This is a genomic window from Flavobacterium panacagri, assembly GCF_030378165.1.
Classification (GTDB): domain Bacteria; phylum Bacteroidota; class Bacteroidia; order Flavobacteriales; family Flavobacteriaceae; genus Flavobacterium; species Flavobacterium panacagri.
In genome coordinates, this window is record NZ_CP119766.1 from 3694226 (window position 1) to 3712547 (window position 18322).

14 protein-coding genes are annotated in these 18322 nt (G+C 33.7%); 10 read left to right on the forward strand and 4 right to left on the reverse strand.

The annotated features are described in order from the left end of the window. Positions 1-18 precede the first annotated feature (18 nt). The 4 genes from P2W65_RS16230 (at position 19) to P2W65_RS16245 (ending at position 3500) form a co-directional block, all read left to right on the forward strand. Positions 19-843: a DJ-1/PfpI/YhbO family deglycase/protease gene (locus P2W65_RS16230; RefSeq protein WP_289659097.1), complete on the forward strand. Its 825-nt coding sequence runs from the start codon at positions 19-21 to the stop codon at positions 841-843. Positions 844-976: 133 nt separating this feature from the next. Then, entirely contained in the window at positions 977-2020 is a 1044-nt protein-coding gene (locus P2W65_RS16235) for an adenylate/guanylate cyclase domain-containing protein (protein ID WP_289659099.1), read from the forward strand. 224 nt (positions 2021-2244) lie between these two features. Next, positions 2245-2880 (forward strand): hypothetical protein, encoded by a 636-nt coding sequence (locus P2W65_RS16240; RefSeq protein ID WP_289659101.1) that lies wholly within the window; start codon positions 2245-2247, stop codon positions 2878-2880. Between the two features lie 170 nt (positions 2881-3050). Then, positions 3051-3500 carry a hypothetical protein gene (locus P2W65_RS16245; RefSeq protein WP_109193149.1) on the forward strand — a complete coding sequence of 150 codons (450 nt, stop codon included), beginning with the start codon at positions 3051-3053 and terminating at the stop codon, positions 3498-3500. A gap of 99 nt (positions 3501-3599) precedes the next feature. Here the strand turns inward: P2W65_RS16245 and P2W65_RS16250 are convergent, their stop codons facing one another. The 4 genes from P2W65_RS16250 to P2W65_RS16265 all read right to left on the reverse strand — a co-directional run bounded on the left by P2W65_RS16250 (position 3600) and on the right by P2W65_RS16265 (position 7393). Continuing rightward, the gene (locus tag P2W65_RS16250) at positions 3600-5054 is read right to left on the reverse strand and encodes an FAD-dependent oxidoreductase (RefSeq protein WP_289659105.1); all 1455 of its coding nucleotides are present in this window, start codon (positions 5052-5054) and stop codon (positions 3600-3602) included. A gap of 119 nt (positions 5055-5173) precedes the next feature. Beyond that, positions 5174-6004, reverse strand: a complete 831-nt coding sequence (locus tag P2W65_RS16255; RefSeq protein WP_289659107.1) for an NAD(P)H-binding protein — start codon at positions 6002-6004, stop codon at positions 5174-5176. Between the two features lie 74 nt (positions 6005-6078). After that, complete coding sequence (locus P2W65_RS16260; RefSeq protein ID WP_289659109.1) at positions 6079-6957, reverse strand: helix-turn-helix domain-containing protein; 879 nt, start codon at positions 6955-6957, stop codon at positions 6079-6081. A 40-nt stretch (positions 6958-6997) separates the two neighbouring features. Beyond that, on the reverse strand, positions 6998-7393 hold the full coding sequence (locus P2W65_RS16265) for a hypothetical protein (RefSeq protein ID WP_289659111.1): 396 nt from the start codon (positions 7391-7393) through the stop codon (positions 6998-7000). 207 nt (positions 7394-7600) lie between these two features. Between P2W65_RS16265 and P2W65_RS16270 the strand changes: the two genes are divergently transcribed. The 6 genes from P2W65_RS16270 to P2W65_RS16295 all read left to right on the forward strand — a co-directional run bounded on the left by P2W65_RS16270 (position 7601) and on the right by P2W65_RS16295 (position 17676). Continuing rightward, positions 7601-8170 carry an RNA polymerase sigma factor gene (locus P2W65_RS16270; protein WP_289659113.1) on the forward strand — a complete coding sequence of 190 codons (570 nt, stop codon included), beginning with the start codon at positions 7601-7603 and terminating at the stop codon, positions 8168-8170. A gap of 200 nt (positions 8171-8370) precedes the next feature. Further along, positions 8371-9507, forward strand: coding sequence for a FecR family protein (locus P2W65_RS16275; protein ID WP_289659115.1), 1137 nt, complete (start codon positions 8371-8373; stop codon positions 9505-9507). Positions 9508-9642: 135 nt separating this feature from the next. Further along, positions 9643-13287 carry a SusC/RagA family TonB-linked outer membrane protein gene (locus P2W65_RS16280; protein ID WP_289659117.1) on the forward strand — a complete coding sequence of 1215 codons (3645 nt, stop codon included), beginning with the start codon at positions 9643-9645 and terminating at the stop codon, positions 13285-13287. 3 nt (positions 13288-13290) lie between these two features. Beyond that, positions 13291-14715, forward strand: a complete 1425-nt coding sequence (locus P2W65_RS16285; RefSeq protein WP_289659119.1) for a RagB/SusD family nutrient uptake outer membrane protein — start codon at positions 13291-13293, stop codon at positions 14713-14715. A 4-nt stretch (positions 14716-14719) separates the two neighbouring features. Next, positions 14720-17158 (forward strand): zinc-dependent metalloprotease, encoded by a 2439-nt coding sequence (locus P2W65_RS16290; protein WP_289659121.1) that lies wholly within the window; start codon positions 14720-14722, stop codon positions 17156-17158. Beyond that, positions 17155-17676 (forward strand): DUF3347 domain-containing protein, encoded by a 522-nt coding sequence (locus P2W65_RS16295; RefSeq protein WP_289659122.1) that lies wholly within the window; start codon positions 17155-17157, stop codon positions 17674-17676. The genes P2W65_RS16290 and P2W65_RS16295 overlap by 4 nt, the downstream gene beginning before the upstream one ends. The last annotated feature ends 646 nt before the right edge of the window (positions 17677-18322 follow it).

The window sequence follows — 18322 nt, forward strand, 5'->3', positions numbered from 1 at the left end:
TTTTTAAACCTAAGAAAAATGAAAACAATTAGTAAAATGATCGCTGCAGGTCTAGCCACTGTATTTGCAGTATTGAATGCAGAAGGACAAGTAACCGTAAAAACAAATGAAATGAAAACAACAACAACTAGAGAATTCGAGATTGTAAACCAATTAGGAACCCAGTCGGCTGTGGTTAATATGCCGGTAACTAAACTATTAAACGCTCCGGGCAATGAAGCTTTAAGAGATTTTTTCTTTACACCTGTAAAAGATAAATCAGCATTAAAAGGAAAAAAAATTGCCGTGATCGTAGCCGATGGATTTGAAGAAATTGAGTTAACGGGACCAGTTTGGTATTTTAAAGAATTAGGCGCCCAAGTTGATATCGTTGCGCCAAAATACAATCCAGCTCCAGAAAGATACGGTTTGGTTTATCCTGAAATGTCAAAAACACATGTTATGGCGATTCAATATTTACAGCCAGTTGGATGGATTAAATTTGACCGTACAGCAGATCAAATCAAAGTAAGTGATTATGATGCGGTATTTATTCCTGGAGGTGCATGGAATCCAGATAATCTTCGTTATGACAAAGATGTTATTAAGTTCATCCAAGATTTTAACAAAGCAGGAAAACTAATTGCAGCAATCTGTCACGCTCCAGTTGTATTGGCTTCTGCCGATATTTTGAAAGGAAGAAAACTAACTGGATATTGGAATATTCAGGTTGATTTGAAAAATGCAGGAGGAAATGTGGTAGAACAAAGTGTCGTAACTGATGCCAACATCATAACAAGCCGTCACCCAATTGATGTTGCTGATTTCTCGAGAGCAGTGGAAAGTTGGTTAGTTAAAAAATAATTATTCGGATAAAAATAATTAGGCTGTAATCCTATTCCCTGAAGGCTAATTTGCTTTCAGGGAATACTTGTTTGATATATAGTAGTTTATGTTTCAAAATTGGCTATTTTTATAAAGAAAAATTAATCCAATAATGGAATTGCCAAAACCGCCTTTTTACAAAAGACACAGCCTGATTTTAAAATCCGTTACTGCTGGTGGCATATTAGGATTATTGTACAACGCAATTACAGATGCAGGTGCTGAAAATCTAAATTTGAAATTGCTTTTAGGACTAATTATTGGGATTTGCTTTGGTTTTGTTATCATTATTTTTGAAAAGTTTTTTACATCTTTCAGTCAATATTCTTTTGCGAAAGCAACGCTTTTAAAGGCTTTAATTTACAGTATCTGCATTCTGATTTTCTTATTGTTTTTTGTGGTTTTGTTTACAAAGACTTTAGAAAACATTTCCTTTCAAGAAGCTTTTAATCAATACATTTCTAGGCGTTTAATTGGTGATTTTATTTTTTCACTTGGTGCTTCTGTATTTTTAATTCTTTTCTTAGAAATCAGCAGTTTATTGAGCACCGGTTTTTTTTACAATTATTTTACTGGAAAATACCATCGCCCAATTCAGGAAGAACGTATTTTTATGTTTGTTGATGTAAAATCTTCAACAACTTTAGCAGAACAGCTGGGAGACATTTTATACAGCGCTTTATTGCAGGATTTGTTCAATGATTTTACAGATGCCATTCTGGCTTCGCGTGCCGAAGTTTATCAATATGCTGGCGATGAAATTATACTAACATGGAAATCAGCTTCAGGAATAAAAGAAAATCGCTGTTTATATTGTTTTTATCTGCTTAAAGAAAGTATTCAAAAACGACGGGACTATTATCTCAAAACATACAATATCTTTCCAAAATTTAAAGCAGGAATGCACATTGGAACTGCCGTAACGACTTGGGTAGGAAAAGTAAAAAAAGAAATTGTGTATCACGGCGATCTTTTAAATACAACTTCGAGGATTCAATGCAAATGCAACGAGTTAAATCACGATTTTCTGATTTCAGAATCGATGAAAAATGCTGTTTCGAAAGATCAGTTTATAGAATATGTACAACAAGGAGAAATTGAATTGAAAGGAAAAGCCAAACCTTTACAGCTTTTTACTGTTGATTTTAAAATTTAAAAGAAACTATTTTTTAACTACGAGAGATATACAATCAACTCATTTTTAGGTTGTAATGATGATTTTGGAAAGGTAATTTTTAAACAAAAATCAGATTTTATTATTTTTCTAAAAGTTAAAAGTAAAGAAGTAAAAAAACTATGAGTTGATTTTTATAGATTTGTATACTCTCTTAAGTATTTGCCACTAAAAGATATTTGGAGAAAAATTAAAAAACAAATTCAATGAAGTCTGTCAGGTTATTATTTATCTTTTTACTATTTGTTTGCTCTAATTCTTATTCACAATTAAGTTCGCAAAAAATATTCGAAAGTTTTAAACAGGGAGAACGCACCAATTGTTCATCAATTGCTTTTATCAAAGCTTCTTTAAATGTTTACGGATTAGACAATTTATTTGTAACAGATACTGTAAATGAAAATGTGTTCAAAATAACATTAAAAAATAATGCATCGTTTGACCTTAAAAATGATGAGCTCAACAGAGCTAGGATTTCTGCTGGTTTTGTATATATCAAAGACAATTGCGATACCGAAAAAATAACCGATTACGCTGTCCTGACTTACGCTGTAATGGCCAAATACAAACAAATTATTGATAGGGAATCTACTTTTGATAAAGCATTGGAAGATCTGGAAGATGGCACTGTATATACGCCAACAATCTATAAATACTTAGGATTTTCAATAGGCAAACAAGTTCAGAAATTAAAGAGAGAATCTGGAAGCGAGTATTGTGGCGTTGTTGCATGGTCAAAAGCACATGCCGTTTTTGTCTGTGAAGAATTTATGGATTATTACGGCAATAAAAAAAGTATCTGGATCAAATACCCTGGACGTTTTAGAATCATAAAATCATAGCAAAAAACACTTTTTGTTTTAAAGTAGGAAAATAAATACAATAACTTAAGTAATTTCCCATAATATTGCGGATTGTTAAATTTTTCTAAAAAAAAGAAATGAATAAACTTGTAAATTAAGTTAAAATACATATTTTTGTCGTCGAACAACACCCAAATCAAATTCATAACATGAAAAAGATAATTTTACTAAGTTTCCTTTTCTTATTGGCAACTGAGGCTGTTTCAGCACAAGCGAAAAATGCTCCAAGAAGTATAATCAGTACAACGGCGTTAATCCGTAAATACCATGATCAAAAAGAATTAAGTGGTATGCAAAAAGGAGAGCTTTTAGAATTGTATATTGAGCGTATTAAAGTATTAGTAAAAACTCTTCCTTATATCGCTTTGGTTACTAAACCAGGTGTAACTATGGCTGATTTAGGTATTCCAGACGATGGAGACCACAAAAAAATCTTAGATAACCAAGCAGTTGGTACAACAACTTTCTTAGATACTACAGTAGAGTTTCAAAGAAAGATGATGCCTTATTCTGATAAAGGAAATCTAATTGCAGCAATTTTATTCTACGAAAACACATTAAAATCTTTACACGAATTCAACGATTTGAACGAAATGTAAGATTTACAAGCAATAACAAAAAACTCCAAAGTCCTAAGATTTTGGAGTTTTTTTATTTTAAAACAATCTGATAGCCGTTGAAGGTTAATTGTTTTTGTATTATTCGTTTTTATTGTCATTGTTATTGATATTGCCATTTCTTTTAAGACATCTTCCTCTAGGTTCATTACCTTCGTAAAGAGCAATTTCAGAATGCAGAAATTCGGCAGCAGCGGCAGAATCTTTTACTTTTGAGGCGCTTCTTTCAATCATTTCAGATTCGAATTTTGCTAAGGCACTTTCTCTCACACCTTGTTCTTTCCAATGTTTTAAAGATTTACAGCCTTTTGCAATTTCGCGAGCCAATGAAAGGGCATCCAGTAAAGCTTGATTAGCACCTTGTCCTTTAAATGGACTCATAGGATGTGCTGCGTCTCCAATAAGTGTAGCGGCTCCCGCGTTGTACAATAAGTCTTTATTAATTAATTCACGGTCATAAACTGGATAACCTGAAATCTGAGCTTCTTGCGTTGCTAATAAAATTTGCGGAATAGGAGAGTGCCATTGCGTTCTTCGGCAGGCCTCTTCTTTTAAAGCTTTTGTGCCTTGAGCGCTTAAAGTTTTAGCCTCTTCTTCAGACATCGGAAAACTTAGCTGCCACATGATCGAATCTGATGTATAAGGCATCATATAAATTCGTTCGTTTCCATTGGCAGTCTGAAATACAGTAGCTGAATCCAATAATGGACTATCAATATTTTCCAAGGCATTTAAAGGACAGATTCCTAAAATCACAATACATCCTAAATAACGTAAAGGAGTCTTTTCTTCGCCAATTAAAAGCCTGCGAACTGCACTTCTAATTCCATCGGCACCGACTAAAATGTCTGCCTTAACATCTTTTATTTCGCTGTCAACCTGAAAACGTAAATCAATCCCTTTTGGTGATGGTGTAAAATCTAATAATTGGTGTCCCCATTGTACTTTGTCACTGCTTTCAAGCTGATTTAATAAAGCTTGACGTAAAGCTTGTCGCGCAATATGAATATTGGTACGCTTGGGTAAAGCGTTTGTATCATTTTCAAGCCATTTTCTAAAACCCCATTCAGCAACTATTTTTCCTTCTGTATTGTGAACAATATGTTTCGTTGAAACTACGCCTTCATTTAAAGCTGTAATTCCGAAACCTTCCATTGCTTTACTGGCTTGTTGTAAAGTCAGTCCGTAACCTTGAGAACGTGCATCAAAATTAAGATCACGTTCATAAAGGCTAAAAGGAATGCCACGATGTAAGCATGCAACAGCCAGCGCAACACCGCCAATACCCGCACCAATAATAGCAACATGAGGAAAATTTTCAATATCTGCTTTAGGATAAGTGTCCGAAGCAGTTAAACCAGATCCGTTACATTTTGGGCAGGTGTATAAAGGGGCTTTAGGCTGAACTGGTTTCATTCCTTGCTGATCTGATTTTTCAAATTGCTCTATGGCCATTTGATAATCAAGCCGTACTTTTTTGCTGAGTCTTCGGCTTTTTTTACCTCGTCCTTGGCATTCCTCACAAATAGTCCACATATTGAAGTTTTTCCTTTTGAAAATTAGTTTCTAAAGGCGGGCAAAATTAGAGAAATATTTTAAGACTATAAGAATATAATTCTGTTATGGATTTTGAATGTATGGCAGCATTAAGTTTTTTAGTTTTCAGGATTCCAAATTCCGCTTTTGGCTGTTTCTTCTGCGTAAGCGCTAAAATCTTTTGCTTTTCTTCCCAGAATCTTCTCGATATCAGATGTAATACTCGAATTTCTTCCGTCTAAAACCTGTTCAAATAGATAATTTACTAACCAAATATGATCTTCTGGGACCTGATATTCTTGCAGCATTTGCTTATATTCTTCCAGACTTAATGCTTGAAAGCTAATATTTCTGTCGCTTGCATTGGCAATTTCGTTTACTGCATCTTTAAAAGTTAACAATCTCGGCCCAGTCAATTCGTAAGTTTTTCCGTTATGGTTTTCGTTTAAAAGGGCTTCAACTGCCACATCGGCAATATCATCGGCATCGGTAAAAGGTTCTAGTGCTTCTGCTCTTGGTAAAGCCACAATTCCATAGAGAATTGGATCTAAGAAAAAGCTTTCACTAAAATTTTGATTGAACCAGCTGGAGCGAATTATAGTCCATTTTTTGGTATTTTGTTTTACTATTTCTTCGCAAACCTGAGCTTCTTTTTCGCCTCTTCCCGAAAGCAGAACGATTTTTTGCACTCCTGATGCTGTTGCAAGTTTGGTAAAATGTTCTATAGCTTCTGCTGCAAAAGGAACGGCTAAGTCAGGTTGAAATGTGATATAAACTGTATCGATATCTTTTACAGCATTTTGCCAAGTTTCTGGATTTTCCCAGTCAAAAGGAATGGTTTCATTTCTTGAACCTAAACGAATTTCGACTTCAGGATTATTTTCTAATCTTTTTACAACTCTGCGTCCTGTTTTTCCATTGGATCCTAGAACTAAAATTTTCTTTTTCATATCAATAGTTTTTTAATGATGATTACTGATACAAAGTTGCCTAGATTAAAATACAATCATTTGTCTCAAAAGAATTATGATTTGTTTGAAAAGAATTGCTGTTTCACTTCATTCGGGCGCATGCCGAATTTTTTATGAAACGCATTCGAAAAAGAACTCAGACTTTCGTAACCTACTTCCCAGGCAGATTCCTGAACTGTTTTTTCGCTTTCGCGGAGTAATTCGTATGCTTTGTTTAATCGTTCTTCCTGAACAAATTTAAAAACCGGAATTCCAAAAAGTTCTTTAAAATTTTTCTTTAATTTATTACTGTTGAGCCCAACCATCTGAGACAATTGAGTAATGGAAGGTGGAGAAGAGTAGTTGATGGTGACAATTTCTTTCGCTTGAAAAAGTTTGTTTTTATCGGTTTCAGATAAATCAGGTTTTTTTTCAGAAGCCAGAAGTGCATAAAAATGAGCAAGAAGTTCGTTGACTTGACTTTTTAAAAACAATAAACGTGCGTTTCCTGTGTAGGATGTATTGAAAATTTTTTGGACAGCCAATTGCATTTCGAGTGTCATGTAAAATGACGGACCTTTTACAAAATGTTCTTTTGGACGCAATAATTGCGGTAAATAATTCTCAAAAATCTCTTTTTCTGGTTGAGGAAGTGAATTGAGATTTTTCAGTTTGGTAAAAATACTAATAGACTGTAAAGGTTTATCGGGTTCAATTTTATGCGAGAATTCGACTTTTTGATTGCCGAAAAAGCAAATTGCTAAACCAGTAGTGTTTAAAAGATATTTTGTTTGTTTATTATGTTTGATTTCCAGTTCGACATTCCCTGATCCATAAAAGGCAAAGCCAAGCGCATCGCCGTCTATTTCGCACTTTTGCACTATTGTTTTTGTTGTGTTCGAATGCTCGATTAAAACAATGCAATCGTTGAGTTCAAGGATATCGGTTGTCATGGAATAGTTTTAAAGTTGAATTTCGATCTTAAAAAAGTATTTATTTCTCCTTTTTATATTTTTTCAAATAGGACTCTGCCATTTCGTTTGTTTTTTTGTCTACTTTGTCTGAATTCAAAATTTCATATACATCTCGGTAGGCTCGATTATAATTGTATTTGTTGGCCATTATCAAGGCGTAATATAATGCTGATGTTTGCTTTTGTTCGGCAATATTATATATGCCTTGAATTTGATTATAAGCAAGTGTATCTCCATGTTCTATAACTCGTTTGCTTAAAGAATCCATTAATTCTAAATTATTCATTTTTCTTTGAAAATAACTACATGAATTATCTTCGTATACGATAATTTCATTTTTATCATCTTCTTTTTTGCATGAAGTAATTAGTGTTATCAAAATAGAAATGGATAAAACAATTATAATTTTTTTCATAGAGTTGCTGTTTTTGATTCTGCTGCTGCATGATATGTCGTACAAAAGTGAAAAGATAAGATTTATTTTTTAGAGTTTTAAAGGATAATAGTAAGCTCTAAATTCATTTAGATTTATTTTAAACTAAAATTTGAACTGCATCATCTTTTAGCTTTTAACATAAAAAATGTTTAATATTGCCTTTTTGATTAGCAACCCTTCAATTTAATGTCTGTTTACAACGAATATACTGATGATTTCTTATTAAATCTTCTCAAAGAGGATGATCAGTCAGCGTATACAGAGATTTTTGAGCGATATTCTAAACTTTTAATCAATCATGCTTATAAAATTCTTGAAAATCAAGATGAAGCTAATGATGTCGTGCAGGAAGTCTTTCTTTCTATATGGAATAAACGCTCTGAATTAAACATTACAGGATCACTTTCTTCCTATTTATACAAAGCTGTCAAAAACAGAGTGCTCAATCATATAGCGCATGAAAAAGTAGTTTCACGATACGCCGATTCCATCTCCAACTTTATAGAAGACGATTATGTTTTTGCCGATTCTGATCTTCGAGAAAAAGAATTAGAAGCTATTATTGCCAAAGAAATCGCTTTACTTCCTGAAAAAATGCGTGAAGTTTTTCTGTTAAGAAAAGTGGAAGAGCTTTCGTATGATGAAATTGCACTTCAATTGAATATTACAGATAAAACAGCCAAGCAGCAAGTGTATAATTCGCTTAAAATTCTTCGAGAAAAGCTAAAATCTATGATGAATCTGTTTATTTGGTAAATTATTTTCATGCTTTTTCTTAATTTTTTTGAATGATTTTCAATTTTGTAACACGTTCATTAGTAGATAGAAAGCTAACATTTTTCTCAATTTGTTAAAGATATAATAATGTTTTTTTAATTTTTTTTTGTTTTTGTCTATGACAAAAGTACTTTCTAACTGTCTTACTATTAAACAAGACAAAATTTCGTGTTGTAATTATGAACAAAACCCAAATCTCAGAATTGCTTAAAAAATATCAGGACGGTACTTTATCTAATGAAGATAAAGATAAACTAGACGCTTGGTATCTACATAAAGCTTCTAATAACAATTTACAGCTTAACGAATATGAGCTGGAAGATAGTTATCAGCTTTTAAAATCGAAATTACCCCTGCAAGAAGAAACCAAGGTCGTTAGTCTTTGGCCTCGTATAGCTGTTGCAGCTTCAATTGCTGTAGTATTAGGCACAGGATTATTTTATTTTACACAGCCAAAAGAAAAAGCGGTTCAAGTTACTGCAAAGCCACAGGAAATTGCTCCGGGAGGTACAAGAGGAGTATTGACACTTTCGAACGGAAAACAAATTGTACTTTCTGAAATTACAGCAAAAGATACTATTGCCCAAGAAGGAGAAGAAGATGAAGTGACAATCAAAATGAACGCAAATGGAGAAATTACTTATATCATCAATCCAAATGCAGCTGGTGCTAAAGATGATAATTCATTTAACACACTTTCAACTCCAACAGGAGGTCAGTACAATATTGTTTTGGCAGACGGAACCAAAGTGTATCTAAATGCGGTTTCATCTATTAAATATCCTACACAGTTTAACGGAGATAAAAGAGTGGTTGAGTTAGAAGGAGAAGCTTATTTTGAAGTAGCTAAAAACAAAAACAAACCTTTTATTGTAAAATCGGATAACCAGTCAATTGAAGTATTGGGAACGCATTTTAATGTTCATTCTTATAATAATGAAGCGGTTATTAAAACTACTTTGTTGGAAGGAAGTGTAGCGGTTACTTATAAGAATCAAAAAACAATTCTAAAACCAGGGCAACAGTCTGATGTGTCGGAGAGTTTTTCTAAAATTAAAGTAAGAGAAGTAGATACAGAAGAAGCAGTTGCATGGAAAAATGGCCGTTTCAAATTTGATAACTCTGATCTGAAAAATGTAATGCGACAGCTGGAACGCTGGTATGGAATAAAAGTAGAATACCATGGCGATGTCTCTGATGTTCGTTTTAGCGGCGGTACGTTTAGAAATAAAAATTTATCTGAAGTATTAAAAGTACTTGAGTTTAGTAATATCAAATTTAAGGTTGAAGGAAAAACAGTTATTGTCTATCCGTAATTTTAAGTTTACCCGAATATACTGAGACTATAAACTAAAAAACCAGAAGCAGTTGCGATGCTTCTGGTTGTTATAAAAGTGTATAGCCAAGTATAAGTTGTCCACCTATTGTTTAACTATAACCAATGTAAATGTATGAAATTAAATTTACAACCAAAAAAACCTTACAAAAATCTTGGAAAAAAGATTCCGAGATTTAATTTTTCTACTCATTTAAGTGTGTTTGCTATGCTTTTTATGCTGTTTTGCAGTTTTTCAGGGCAGGCACAAAATGTTACCATTAATTTTAAAGATGCATCTCTTGAAACGGTGCTGAAAGAAGTGGCAAAACAAGCTGATTATGAAGTTTTGTACACACAGAAAATGCTAAAAGATGCTAAGCCGGTTACAATTAACGTGAAGAATTCTTCTTTAAAAGAAGTTTTAAACAAAATTTTCAGTGGCCAAAATTTAAAGTACAATTTGGCTAATCAGACGATTGTTGTAACAGCTTCATCAAAAGAAAAAGCAGAAAGCTTGGGAAACGACCTAATCCGCGTAAGCGGAAAAGTTACAAACAATAAAAACGAGCCTTTTCCAGGTGTCACTGTAACTTTATCAGGTACCAATAGAACCAGTATTACTGATTTTGATGGAAGCTTTGTTTTTGAAAGCGTTCCTTCCAATGGAGTTCTAGAATGTTCTGGATTAACAATTGAAACCAAATCTATTGGGATAAGCGGTCGAAACACATTAACTATTATAGTGGAAGACAAAGTTGCTGCTATGAAAGAAGTAGTGATTACGGGATACCAGACTTTAGAAAGAAGTCATTCTACAGGAGCCATTGCTACTATCAACGAAAAAACATTAAATGAAAACATCAATTCTGATTTATCAAGTGCATTAGAAGGACGTGTAGCGGGTTTGATGTTTCAGAAAAATCCAAATGGATCATCGGCAGATAAACCAATTTTGCGTGGTATGGGAACTTTTTCCAACAATATTGGATATAGCCCGCTTATCGTAATTGACGGTCTGCCAACGGAATTGGCTTTAGAAGATATCAATCCTTATGATGTAGAAAGCATCAACGTGCTTAAAGATGCGGCGGCTGCGTCTATTTATGGTTCAAGAGCAGCAAACGGAATCATTGTTATCGTTACTAAAAAAGGAAACGGTAAATTAAAAGTAAGCATCAACTCTGACTTTTTTGTTTCAACTAAACCGAATTTAAGAGACATGAACTATGCTTCAACAAGCGATTTAATCGATTTTGAGCAGGATGTTTATAATAGAGAAAGAGCTAGATTTGCTAATACAGCGACGATGTTCAGTAGTTATGGAGATATTGGAAACAGCAGTATGAAATACTACAGTCCGCTTTATCAATTGAACCGAAATTTGGAAGATGGAAAAATAGATAATACTGCTTATAATAATACTCTAGCACAATGGAGAAAGAACGATTATTATAAAGATTATCGTGATAATGTATGGCAGAATGAATTCAGACAGCGTTATAATGTTGCATTTTCAGGAAGTACCAGCAAACAGAATACGTATGTGTCGCTTAATTATGACGAGTCTAAAAACCGAATTGTAAACAATCAGAGTAGAGCATTTAATTTATATGCAAAAAGCAGTTTCCAGATTAATAATTGGTTAAATGCTACATTTGGTGTAAACGGAACTTACAGTCAGGATGATGTTACTGACGGAGATTTTGGTAACTACGATATTCAAAAAAGATACGAGCGAATCACAGATGATAACGGAGATTTAGTATTATCTCCATTTGTTGGAATCAAAGACGGATTTACTTCAAGCGGTGTTATTAATCCTGCTGTAGCTGAGAAATTGGCAACTCTTAGCGGATTTAAACCAATGACTTTTAATGTATTGAATGCGCTTCAGGAAGGTATCACTAAACAAGAATCATTAAGTTTAAGAGCTTTCGCTAATCTTCGTGCTAAAATTTGGAGAGGATTAAGCGTGAGTTCTCAATTCCAGTACGAAGTTAGAAAAAATGATAATGAGCAGTATTATGACATTAACTCATACAAAATGCGTTATGCTATCAATGCGTTAACAGCTTATAATCCAGCTACAAATGCTTATATTTATGTTGATGGTTTTTCTACAGGAGGACGTTACAAGCAATTCAGCAGTCAAACAAGCAATTATTCTTTTAGAAATCAATTAGATTATAATGAAGAATTTAGCGGAGGAAAACATGCAATCAATGCTTTAGCGGGTTTTGAAATGCGTGAAACTTTTGTTCCAAGAACCATCGAACAATTAAGATACGGTTACGATCCAGTTACATTGACTTCGGCAGTAATCAATAGCTTAGCATTAAGTCAAACTGGAACTCCAAGTTATATGTTTGGAAATAACAGAACTTTAGGAGCTTTATCTAGAACACAGACAGAAATTTTACACCGTTATTTCTCATTTTTCAGCACAGTTGGTTATACTTTCTTGTCTAAATATAACGTAACAGGAAGTTACAGAGTGGATAGAGCAGATTTGTTTGGAGTTGATCCTAAATATAAAAACCGTCCATTATGGTCTGCAGGTTTAGGATGGAATGCAAGTAATGAAGAATTCATGAAAGAAATTAAATGGGTTACGGCATTAAAACTAAGAGCTACTTATGGTGTTAACGGAAATATTGATCAATCTACAACGCCATATATTACTGCTACAAGAAGAAACGATAACTTATATCAATCTTTACAATATACGAACATCACAGCACAACCAAACCCAATGTTAAGATGGGAAAAAACACAAAGTACAAACGTTGGTGTTGATTATAGCTTGTTTAGAGCAAAATTAAACGGTAGCATTGATGTATATCGTAAATACAGCAGCGATTTATTGGCGACAACCGATTTAGATCCTACTGTAGGAGCTTTGTCTAGAAGAATTAATGCTGGAGCATTATTGAACAAAGGAGTAGAGTTTAGTGTTGGTTCTGATTGGTACAACAACGGCAGTTTCCGTATTGGTTCTAATGTAATTTTAGGATTCAACAAAACAACGGTTAAAAAAGTTACCAGAGCACAATCAACATCGTCAGTATATGTTAGTTCGCCAATTGATTACTTCTTTGAGAATGAGACCTACAATAGTTTGTATGCTTATCAATATGGAGGAACAACAAACGGTTATCCTTATGTTTTAGATGAAAACGGAAATCCGTCTATCACTTTTGATGCCAATGGAAATCCAGTTGCGACATCAATCAAAAGCGTTACAAATCCTGACGCTTTAGTGAACATGGGAAGTTTAACGCCAACTTACACAGGTTCGTTATCACAAAGATTCTCATACAAACAATTTGACCTGAATTTCCTATTTGTTTTCTCAGGAGGAAACGTAATGCGTAAAGAAACTATCGACATGAGTTCAGATGCAGTCAATCTTTCAGGAATTACAGAACGTTATACAGATGCAAATCCAAATGGTAACACACGTTTGTATGTAGATTTTGACGAAAGTGTTAGAAACTATGCGGGAACAATCAGCAGTCAATGGAGAAATTCAAGTGCCAATGTTGTAGATGGAGATTATATCAAACTAAGAAACGTTTCATTAGGCTATAACTTACCAAAAGCTTTTGCAACTAGAATGAATATCTCTTCGGCTAAATTTACTTTCCAGATGAACAATATCTGGTATTGGAGTGCTGCAGGAAATAGAATTGATCCAGAAGTTTATTCAGCTAATTCTGGTACACGTAATTTACCATTGCCAAAAACATATCTATTTGGCTTTAATCTTACTCTTTAAACTATGAAAAAGATATATATATCAATAGTATCACTAATGATGTTAGGTTTGACATCTTGTGAAGATTATACAGACGTAACTCCAAAAGGATCTCTGGTAATCGAAACTGCCGATCAGTTTTTGGAATTGGTATCACTTCCAGGACGTGGTTATCCAATTAATAACTTTCAATATTTGTCAGATGATCAATGGATGAGAGAGGCGAATGTAATAGGAAGAACTCCAAACATCGATATTCTTAATTTTACTTTTGACGAAAGTGTTGATCGAGTTTCATTAATGACCGGATCCAGTTTTTACAATCAGGCTTATAATTACATTAACCGATGGAATACTATTATTTCGTTAGTAGATAATAGTAAGGGAGATGAAAATACGAAACGATTAGCAAAAGCAGAAGCTAAGATTTACCGAGCTTATGATCACTTTTTGTTAGTAAACACTTATGCAAAAGGTTATGATCCTAGCACTGCGGCTACAGATGGTGGAATTTGTATTATGGATAAATTTGATTTAGAAGCACAGCCTTCAAAATCTACTGTGGCACAGGTTTATGATTTTATTCAAAAAGATGTTGAAGAAGCATTGCCGTATATTTTAGAAAAACCAGCTGATGTATATCATCCGTCTTTAGCATTTGCTTATGCTTTTAAAGCGAAAGTTCATTTGTTTAAACGCGAAATTGCAAAAGCTCAGGAAGCTGCTGAAAAATCATTGAGCTATAACAATCAGATATTTGATTTGGTAGCTTATAACGCTCAAGGCGGACCAACTGCAGTTGCTGTTCCTGCTGCCAATAATGTTGAAGTATTAAGTTATATGTATATGACAGGGTATAACGAAATGAACTTTGCACAGAGTTATATTATCAGCCCAGAATTAAGAACATTATTCGGCACAAATGATGCACGTTTTAATTTATTCTTCAATTCTACCAGCACAACCAATTTAGATCAAGGTTCAGGTACAGCGTATTGGGCAACACAATATACAAGATTTTTCTACCCAACAGTTGGGATGAAAACAACCGAAGTGTATTTGATGCAGGCTGAATGTTTGGCAAGACAAGATAAACTGAATGAAGCAGTTGCAGTTTTAAATACCTTAAGAGCAAAACGTATTCTTTCTGGTACTGTAAATTTAACGGTTCCAGCTACTCGAAAAGAAACAATGGCATTGGTTATTAATGAAAGAAGAAAAGAACTGCTTTTAGGTTTTAACCGTTTCTTTGATTTGAAGAGATTGAATACAGAAACCGAATACGCCAAAACGGTTACAAGAGTATTTCCAATAGTAAACAAAACGGTTCCTCAAAAAACGTATACATTGCAGCCAAATTCTCGATTGTATATTATTCCGTTTCCTTTGTCTGCTTTGCAAAAGAACCCAAAATTGACTTTAAATACAGACGAAAAACTTCCATTTTAATTCGATGAAGAAATTATTTATTTTACTAATCATGCTGTCTTTTGGACAGCATGGTTTTGCTCAAACTCCAGAAAAAAAAGCCGACAGCACCAGCACACAACCAAAAGGAATGCTGGCTTACAATAAAGTGATTACAGACAAAGCCAAAAGCAAGTCGGGTCTTTTTATGGTAAGTCAGGTGGATACGAAATACTATTTTCAAATTCCAGACAGCTTATTCAACCGATATATGTTGGTGGTAACTCGATTTCTTTCGACACCAGAAGGAATGGGAGTTTTTGGAGGAGAAAAAGCCAACGAGCAGACTATTTATTTTGAAAAAGGGGCAAATAACACCGTTTTTTTAAGATCATTACAGTACAGACAAGACGTTCGTTCTGCTGATTCGATGCTGGCAAAAGCATTGGCTGGAAGCAACGAAAATCCAATTGTTGCCGCTTTTCCAATCAAAACAACCAATCCTGATAACGGAAATGTGGTTATTGATGTAACCGATGTTTTTAAGAAAGACAATGCGATGTTTGCTATTGAAAGCAAAGAAAAAACAGAGAAAAAACTAACGTCTCTTGCTGATGACAAATCTTTTATTGAAAGCATCGATACCTATCCAATCAATATTGAAGTCAAAACAACAAAGACGTATACAAGTTCTACAGCAAGCAGCGGCAGTATTACATTGCGATTAAATACTTCAATTGTATTACTTCCAAAAACGCCAATGCGTAAACGTTTCTTTGATGAAAGAGTAGGGTATTTTGCGAATAAATATGTTTTGTTTGATGATGATGAACAAAGCGCACAGAAGAAATTTATTGTGCAACGTTATCGTTTAGAGCCAAAAGACAAAGACATCAAAAAATATCTAAGAGGCGAATTGGTAGAACCAAAAAAACAGATCGTTTATTATATTGATCCTGCAACACCAAAAAAATGGAGACCCTACTTAATTGCAGGAATCAACGATTGGCAGAAAGCTTTTGAGGCAGCAGGTTTTAAAAATGCAATTGTAGGTAAAGAATGGCCAGAAGATGATAAAACAATGAGTCTCGAAGATGCAAGATATTCTGTCGTAAGATATCTGGCTTCTGAAACACCAAATGCTTATGGTCCAAGAATTAGTGACCCAAGAAGCGGCGAAATTATGGAAAGCCATGTAGGCTGGTATCATAATGTGATGAAATTGGTTCAGAGATGGTACATGATTCAAGCCGGGCCTTTAGATGCAAGAGCTAGAAAAATGCATTTGGATGATGAATTAATGGGACAGTTAATTCGTTTTGTTTCTTCACATGAAATTGGACATACTATTGGTTTACGTCATAATATGGGAGCGAGCAGTGCAACTCCTGTAGAAAAACTTCGTGATAAAAAATGGGTGGAAGAAAATGGTCATACCGTTTCTATTATGGATTATGCTCGTTTTAATTATGTAGCACAGCCAGAAGATAATATTAGCCCAAAAGGAATTTATCCAAGAATTGGAGCTTATGACAAATGGGCTGTAGAATGGGGGTATACCTATTATCCAAACGCTAAAGATGAATTTGAAGAAGAAAAGACCCTTGCCAAATTAACGACAGATAGTTTAACGGCCAATCCTAAATTATGGTTTGGAGGCGAAGGAAAAGACGAAGATCCGCGCAGTCAGTCAGAAGATTTAGGAGACGATTCAGTAAAGGCGAGTGATTACGGAATTAAAAATCTGAAAAGAGTAGTTCCAAATTTGATTCAATGGACGTATCAGCCAAACGATGCTTACGATAATCTATCGGATATGCATAAAGCCGTTGTATCGCAGTATAGCCGCTATTTGTATCATGTACTGAAAAATATTGGCAACAATTATGTAACCAAAAGAACTGTTGACGAAAAAGGAGTAGTGTATCAGCCAGTTCCGAAAGCAAAAGTAAAAGCATCAATCGATTATGTTGGCAGACAATTGTTTACTGCACCTTTATGGATGTATCCAAAGGAAATTGACCAGCTTATTCCTTTAAAAACGGCAGACCAAATATCAGATCAGCAGAATCAGATTTTAAATATGCTTTTAAGTTCTGGAATGCTTTACAATATCAGCGTAAAAGCAATACAGTTTGAAGGAGCTTATACCGTTCCAGAGTTTTTAAATGATTTAGGTCAGACGGTTTGGGTAAAATTCAGCGGAGATGAAAAACAAGATTTTTATAGAAGAAGTTTACAGCGCGCTTATGTTGAAAAATTAGGAATGCTTTTATTGCCGAAAGAATTAGAGCCTGGAAAAGCAGCAAATGCAGCACAGCGAAGCGATGTAAGATTGTACGGAAAACAGCATTTGGTAAAATTAAGAGAGGATGTTACCAAATTAATGAACGGAGCAACCGGTTTAAGCAAAGATCATTACGAAGCAATCTTGATCGAAATAGACAAAATAGTTTCAAAATTAAATTCAACAACAACGATATGAAAAAATTATTAGTTATCGCATTTATTTTTATTAGCGGTTTCACTCAGGCACAGGTAACCTCAAAAGAAGAAGTAACGGCAGATTTGGTTCAAAAAAGAGAAGAACAAAAAAAGGAAATTACTAAAAATTATCTGGCTTTAAAAAACAGCTTAATAACTTCAGATAGTCTTGCTGTTGTAAAAAATGCTGAAGGTTTAAAGAATTCTTTGAAAAATTTCAAGTTTAAAAAGTTAACGCTGGATCAAATGAATGCAGCAACTACAACAAGAAAAGCAATTTCAGATTTAGCAGCTGAAATGGCAGCAACTAAAAATATTAATAAACAGCGTAAAATTTTTGAAACACTTTCGGTTAAATATTGGGATGTGGCTTCAAAATTCAAAGCAGCTGATGCAACATTATATTTACAGGTTTGTCCAATGACAGGCGCTGTATGGACAAGTGATAGCAAGGAAATCAAAAATCCTTATTATCCAAAAAATATGCTGACTTGTGGAGAAGTAAAAGCAAGTTTGTAGTTTTTTTAATTTGAATTAGTTTGATGAATACGGTATTCTAACAGAAGCCGTATTTGTCGTTTCTACTATATTTTTCGTTTGATGCTTTTGCAAAGCATTAAAATGATCAAAAAGCCAAGCCGTGAGGTTTGGCTTTTTTTTTACCTATTCTAGACTCCTAAATTTTTCTTCTAGAGATTTTTTTTCATTTTTTAAAACATTTAAAAGGGCTAAAAGTGTATTTTAAAACAGCTTTTTTTTAATCTAAATCCCTTCAGTTTAGTAAAATTCTTATTAAGTGTGAAAAAATATTTACATTTTTAATTTCTTTGTTTTCAGTTGTTTATAAATAAGTTATCGTTTTCGTTAACATTTTTTTTGCAAAAAAATTGCATTAAAACTTTCATATTAAAATTTTTAATTTACTTTTGTTCTATCAAATTAGTAGAGTTTAAATTTTCCAATAATGAAGACGAGTAAAAACATTTCACTTTCAAACAAACAGAAACCTTTTAGCTGTTTCAATCTCATGTGCAGCTTCTGTTAAAAGTCTTCAATTCCCAATTTCAATAAATTTTTATTAGAGTGAACCTTAGTAATAGGGCAGATCTTGTATAGGCCAATAGAAAAAATAATAACCAAAAAAAGAAGAAAAAATGAAAAAACG